General features: G+C 50.8%; 3 protein-coding genes. All 3 read left to right on the forward strand.

Features of this window, described 5'->3' with window-relative positions:
- Positions 1-182: 182 nt before the first annotated feature.
- Complete coding sequence (gene gcvA, locus ACO6V1_RS21935) at positions 183-1,088, forward strand: transcriptional regulator GcvA (protein ID WP_422460415.1); 906 nt, start codon at positions 183-185, stop codon at positions 1,086-1,088.
- A 239-nt stretch (positions 1,089-1,327) separates the two neighbouring features.
- On the forward strand, positions 1,328-3,826 hold the full coding sequence (locus ACO6V1_RS21940; protein ID WP_422449999.1) for a CoA transferase: 2,499 nt from the start codon (positions 1,328-1,330) through the stop codon (positions 3,824-3,826).
- 179 nt (positions 3,827-4,005) lie between these two features.
- The coding region (locus tag ACO6V1_RS21945) for an ankyrin repeat domain-containing protein (RefSeq protein ID WP_422468561.1) at positions 4,006-6,137 on the forward strand (2,132 nt) is incomplete at its 3' end.

The following is a 6,137-nucleotide window of genomic DNA, read 5'->3' on the forward strand; positions in this document are numbered from 1 at the left end:
GTGCCTCGCATAGCACCTGCCCAAGTAGCCAGAAATATGTGATTCCATATGGCCAGCTACTTAAAAACAAAGCTAAAAATCTTGAAATAATAATTAAACATTTGTTTAAGTCGTTAACTTCCCTTTGATCTGGTCAGTTTGCAATATGATTTCAAATGCTCAGGCACTTATACGGTGTTCTTATGAAAAAACGACTGCCGCCCTTAAACTGGATCAGGGCGTTTGAGGCCTCCGCCCGGCACCTGAGTTTTACTCATGCGGCTAACGAGTTAAACCTGACTCAGGCTGCCGTGAGCCAGCAGGTCAAGGGGCTGGAGAGCCAGTTGGGTTGTTTATTGTTTCGCCGGTTGCCAAGGGGACTGGAGCTGACCGATGCCGGGGCTGCCTATCTACCCGCTGTCCACGATTCTGTTGAACGCCTGACCGTTGCTACGGAAGAGATCTTTGGCCATGGTCGAACGAGCCTGCTGACCATTAAAGTGAATATGGTGTTTTTTATTAAGTGGTTAGCGCCGAGGCTGAAAAATTTTAGAAGGCAATACCCGGATACTAACCTGCGTTTGACCAGCAATATCTGGGTGAATGAAGTTGAGCGGGAAAGCAGCCAGGACAGCGATCTGGAAATTCGTTACGGCAAGGGTCATTGGCAGGGGATGACCAGCGACCGGTTAACCTGGGATGAGCTCTTTCCTGTGTGCAGTCCCGACTACCTGGCAAAATACCCGATTGATGAAGACACCTTTGATCTCTCTGAGCATTTGTTGCTGCACGTGATGGGCTATGAAGAAGGTTGGGGGCACTGGCTCTGCCAGGCCAATTATAAGGATATGAAGACCTGCCAGGGCTTTTATATGGACACGTTGGTATCGGCATTGGAGTTGGCGGTATTGGGGGAGGGTATTGCGCTTGGTCGCACCAGCCTGGTAAAGGATCTTATTGATTCGGGTAAGTTGGTTACCCCGTTTAAAACTAAAATTCCAACCGATGAAGCTTTTTATCTCGTTTACCCCAGCTCTAATGTTAAACATCAGGATATCGAGGCATTTCGTACCTGGTTACTCAGTGAGGCTCAACCGGTCAAAACATGATGTCTGGCTGCTATAAAAAAATTAAGATCAAAGGTAATGTTTTTATTGCTGGTCACTTTTTGTCAAGCGTTTACTATGTCAGTGTTTAATAAATTTGAAAGGTAACTACTCAGTTTTCAAATGGGCTAATTAATTAATAACGACTTTTATGATAAACAAAATTATTACTTTTCACGTTTTTACGCTGGAGATTGAAAGTCAGAACTACTAATTAAATAGAGTGAGAAAACACATTGAGTATGAAAGCAAATCTACCATTAATCGGTATTCGGGTTATTGATTTTGGCCAGCAAATAGCCGGGCCTGCAGTCGCCATGATTCTGGCTGACCTGGGGGCAACGGTGATTCATATTGATCCACCAACCGGGCCACAATGGCAGAGCCCTGCCAATGCTGTTTTGAATCGGAACAAAACCACGGTAACTATTGATCTGAAATCCGATCAGGGTCTGGTACAGGCGTTAACCTTAATTGATCACGCCGATATTGTTTTGGAAAGTTTTCGTCCCGGAGTCTTAAAGCGCCTGGGAATTGATTTTGCGCAGTTGCGGCAAGCACGTCCTGAGCTGATCACAATTTCCATGCCGGGCTACGCCAGTAATGATCAATTGCGCAGTCAGTGGAAAGCAACAGAGGCTATTGTTGCCGCTAACTCTGGTGCTTTCACCGATATGGGCTTTAACCGGGTGTTGATGGGCGTGGATCCCAGTTTTTCTCCTTTGTCATTGTGCTCAGCCTATGCGACAACGCTGGCGGCCAGCTCGGTGGTGATGGCACTGTTCGCCCGGGAAAAACTCGGTGTTGGTGATCATATTGAAGTGCCGATTGTCGCTGCCTTAATGGAAGGGTTGTCGTACAACTCCATCGTTATTGAAGATTTGCCCAAACGCTACCTGACCATGCGCGAGCATGAAATCAGCCATCGCAAGGAAAACAATCTGCCGATGGATGTTAGCTACGACGATTTACAAGAGTATCTGGATCCCTTTTATCGCACTTACCAATGCAAAGACGGTCGCTTTTTCTACGTCGTTTGTCCATCCCATCGCAATCATGCCAAACGCTGTTTACAGGTGACGGGCTTATATGATGAGTTGTTGGCCGAAGGCTTACCTGAGGTGCACAATCTGCATTTACCGGTTGATGAGTGGGATGACGAAACCTCCATTGGCGTTTATCCACTGCCGAAGAAGTGGGCTGATATTATCTCGGCCAAAATGAAGCGGGTGTTTTTAACCAAAACCTCAGAAGAGTGGGGGGTTATCTTTGGTGAAGGGCAAATTCCGGGGGCACCGCATCGCACCACTCAGGAATGGGTGAACAGTGACCACTGTGCGCAGGCGGGATTGATCGTTGAAGTGGATGATCCTGAATACGGAATGATGAAACAACCGGGGCCTATGGTCTGGCTGGAAGAATCGGCCGAACAAATGTTACAGCCAAGGGCCAGAGTCACGGTTGATTTTGAGGCAGCACTGGCTGAGCTTTCAGAGGTTAAAGCAACGCCCCGGCCCACTGGCGCGGTTGCGGCACCGGACAACCGCCAGGCCTGGTTGGCAGGGGTGAAAATACTCGACTTAACCAATGTCATTGCCGGCCCCCATTCTGCTGCCTTTTTAAGTCGCTTTGGTGCCGAGGTGATCAAATTGGATCCGGTGACACCATTGTATGATCCACTGATTGGCACCGTGTACAGTTTTCAAGCCAATATTGGCAAAAAGAGTGCGTTGGTTGATATCAATACTGAACAGGGACGGGATATTTTTCACCAGCTAATTCGATCCGTTGACCTGGTGTTAATAAATGCCCCCGAGCGTCAGATAGCGCCTCTGGGCCTGGACGAAGCCAGCTTACAGGCCGTTAATCCGGGCGTGTTATTCTGTCGTTTAGACTGCCTGGGAGGACCAACCCGTGGACCCAAAACAGACTACATAGGCTACGACGATATTATTCAGGCAAATAGCGGCATTATGAGCCGTTTTGGTGGACCACAAACGCCAGAAGAGCACGCACACCTGGGCACTTTGGATGTTAATTGTGGTTTTGTGGGCGGTTTGGGGATGGCCTTAAGTCTTTATCACAAAATGCACACCGGGCGGCATAGCCGGGCGTGTACTTCGTTATCTGCGGCAACCAATCTGGCACAAATTAAATTTGCCTATGATTATCAGGGGCGTGCTCCGTTTGATGAAGCATCCGGGCGAGAAGCCCTGGGTAATCACGATTTATCGCATTTTTACACAACGAAAGACGGCAATTTATTTATTGATGCCAGCGAGCAGGAGTTGATCAAGCTGGAACGCGTTCCGGGCCTTGCTGGCATTAGTGAAGCAAAAAATAAGAAGGCCTTTTTGACCGAGGTTCTCTCCCGGGAAAGTGCCGATCATTGGGCGCAGGCGCTGCGGGAACAGGATATTGCAGCGGTGCGCTCAGTGGGGATCGCCGAGCTTCGGGAGCGTTACACTCGCCCTGCCGATGGCAAAGTGGGAATTGACCTTGGCAGTTATGCGTTTTCCAGCTACCGCGATCACCCCAGTGGACACGCAGTGACTATTATTGATCACTACTCAATCAGGCCTTCACGGGCACAGATTATTGCGCAAACACCAACCGAGCGATTAGGCCGTTCGACTACTGAGATTGTTGCGGGTCTTGGCTATACCGATGAACAAATTGCCACCATGCTAAACGACAAAGTTATCGGTACTGGCTGGGGGAAAGAGTACTTGCCGAGTTAAGCATGAACGCTTGCCCGGTATTGTCACCAGAACAAAACACAGGCAACAGGCTTGCACAACGGGCCTTTTGAACTAGCCTCTATTCGTCATTTGTCTCTTAAAATGATGAAACGCCAGATTCAGTAACGAAAAGGCAGGTATCAACCTCCCCCTTTGGGACTTTCCAGCGACGGACAGACATGAGCCCAGATATCAGACAGTGTTTATTACCCTGGGATGATACTGATAATCCGGAGGAAGGGACCGGGAGTTCCAATGCACAGCCATCGCCTGCTATCCAGCAACCTGTTGCCAGCGCAGAAAATAGTTCAGCACGTGGGGTGGCTTCCCCAGATAACGGGATCTTACGTCCACTGACGTTTGATTTCGATTTGCGGGGCCTGGGAGATCAACTGGCAGCGGCAATCAGGAAGCGAGATCTGGCAGCCGTCAACGACCTGCTGAACCTGGTGCAGGATCTGGGGATTGACCCCAATCTCTGCGACCGGCAAGGCTACTATCCGCTTTATTGGGCCAGTCGCTGGGGCAGCGCTGACAGAATTCTCAAGACCCTGCTGGACAGGGGAACGAACCCCAATCTCTGCAACATTGACCCGTGGAATGGAAGAAAGAACATACCTCTGCTTTGTGCCGCCGAAAGCGGCAGTTATGAGGTCAGCAAGGTCTTGCTGGAATACGGAGCTGATCCGCAAGCCCGTGACGGCTCTGATTGGACGGCACTGCACTGGGCCACACGGAACTTCGGCAAACAGAGCATCATGCTCATGAAGTGCCTGCTGGATCACGGTGCTGATATTAATGCCCGTAATAGTATGGGACGCACCCCGCTGCTCAATGCCGTCATTCGTGACACTCTTCTGGCCGTTAACATCCTGCTGAGCGAAGGTGCCGATCCCAATATTCCTGATAATTACGGTCGTACCGCGCTAGACAGTGCAGTCTTGGGCATGAGCACCAATATGGTTGACGACTTGCTGGCTCATGGTGCCAATCCTGATACGCCCGGCGGCATCGACAGCGATGGGAGAAGCAACGCACTGTGCATGGCATTAAGTAAGCAATACAGAGACGACATTGTGGATATGCTCCTTGCTTACGGTGCCAACCCCAACAGGGCGAGCAAAGAGGGCGATACCCCGCTGCATCTGGCGATAGAGAAAAGCAACGCAACCGGTGTTGACAAGCTGCTGGCCCATGGTGCCAATCCCAATATTCGCAACCAGTCAGGCCAGACCGCCCTAGAGGCTGCCCTCGTTACAGGGTCACCTCCGCGCATCATTGATGCCCTGCGTGAGCCCTTTAAACCGGGGTCGCTGCAGTTTTGTGCCCGACGCTGTATTCGTGCAACCCTGATGCGGCCCCGGATGACCCAGAAAAAAAACCGGATAAAACCGCTGTCAAAAGAATCTCAACACCTGCCGTCAGCAGATCCTTTGACAGAAATGGACTCAAGCATCAGACAATGTTCACCTGACGCCGCCAATCCGGAGGAAACGGCCGGGGATCCCCACACACAGCCAGTAACTTCTCTCCAGCAACCTTTTGCCAGCGCAGAAAATATTTCAGCACATGGGGTTGCTTCCCCAGGCAACGGGAGCATGCATCCATCGACGTCTGATCTTGATTTGGTTGATCAACTGGTAGCAGCAACCAGTGATGGTGACCGGGAAATCGTGGACAACCTGCTGGACCTGCTGGAGGAGCGGGGGATTGACCCCAATCTCTGTGACCGGCAAGGCCACCACCCGCTCTATGGTATCAGTGACCGATTCAACAGAGTGGCAAATGTCATCAAGACCCTGCTGACCAGGGGGGTTGACCCCAATTTCGCCACTTTCGACCCATTGACTAATAGAGAGTACATACCTCTGCTTCTGGCCGCCGAAGATGGCAGTTATGTGATCAGCAAGGCCTTGCTGGACCACGGGGCTGATCTGCAAGCCCATGACTGTGGGTGGACGGTGCTGCACTTTGCCGCACGGCGATTTAGCGAACAGAAAGTCATGCTCCTGAAGTGCCTGCTGGATCACGGTGCCGATATTAATGCCCGTAATCATGATGGGCACACCCCGCTGTGCATTGCGGTCCTTCGTAAGGAACTTATGAACGTTAACATCCTGCTGGGCGAAGGTGCCGATCCTAATATTCCTGATAAAGATGGTAAAACCGCACTGGACTATGCAGTCTTTAACAGGTGCGCCAACATGGTCGACGACTTGCTGGCTCATGGTGCCAATCCTGATATTCGCAACCAGTCAGGCCAGACCGCCCTGGAGGCTGCCCTCGCTACAGGGGCATCTGTACACATCAC

Source organism: Endozoicomonas sp. ALC013, from assembly GCF_049310205.1.
In the GTDB taxonomy this organism is placed as follows: domain Bacteria; phylum Pseudomonadota; class Gammaproteobacteria; order Pseudomonadales; family Endozoicomonadaceae; genus Endozoicomonas.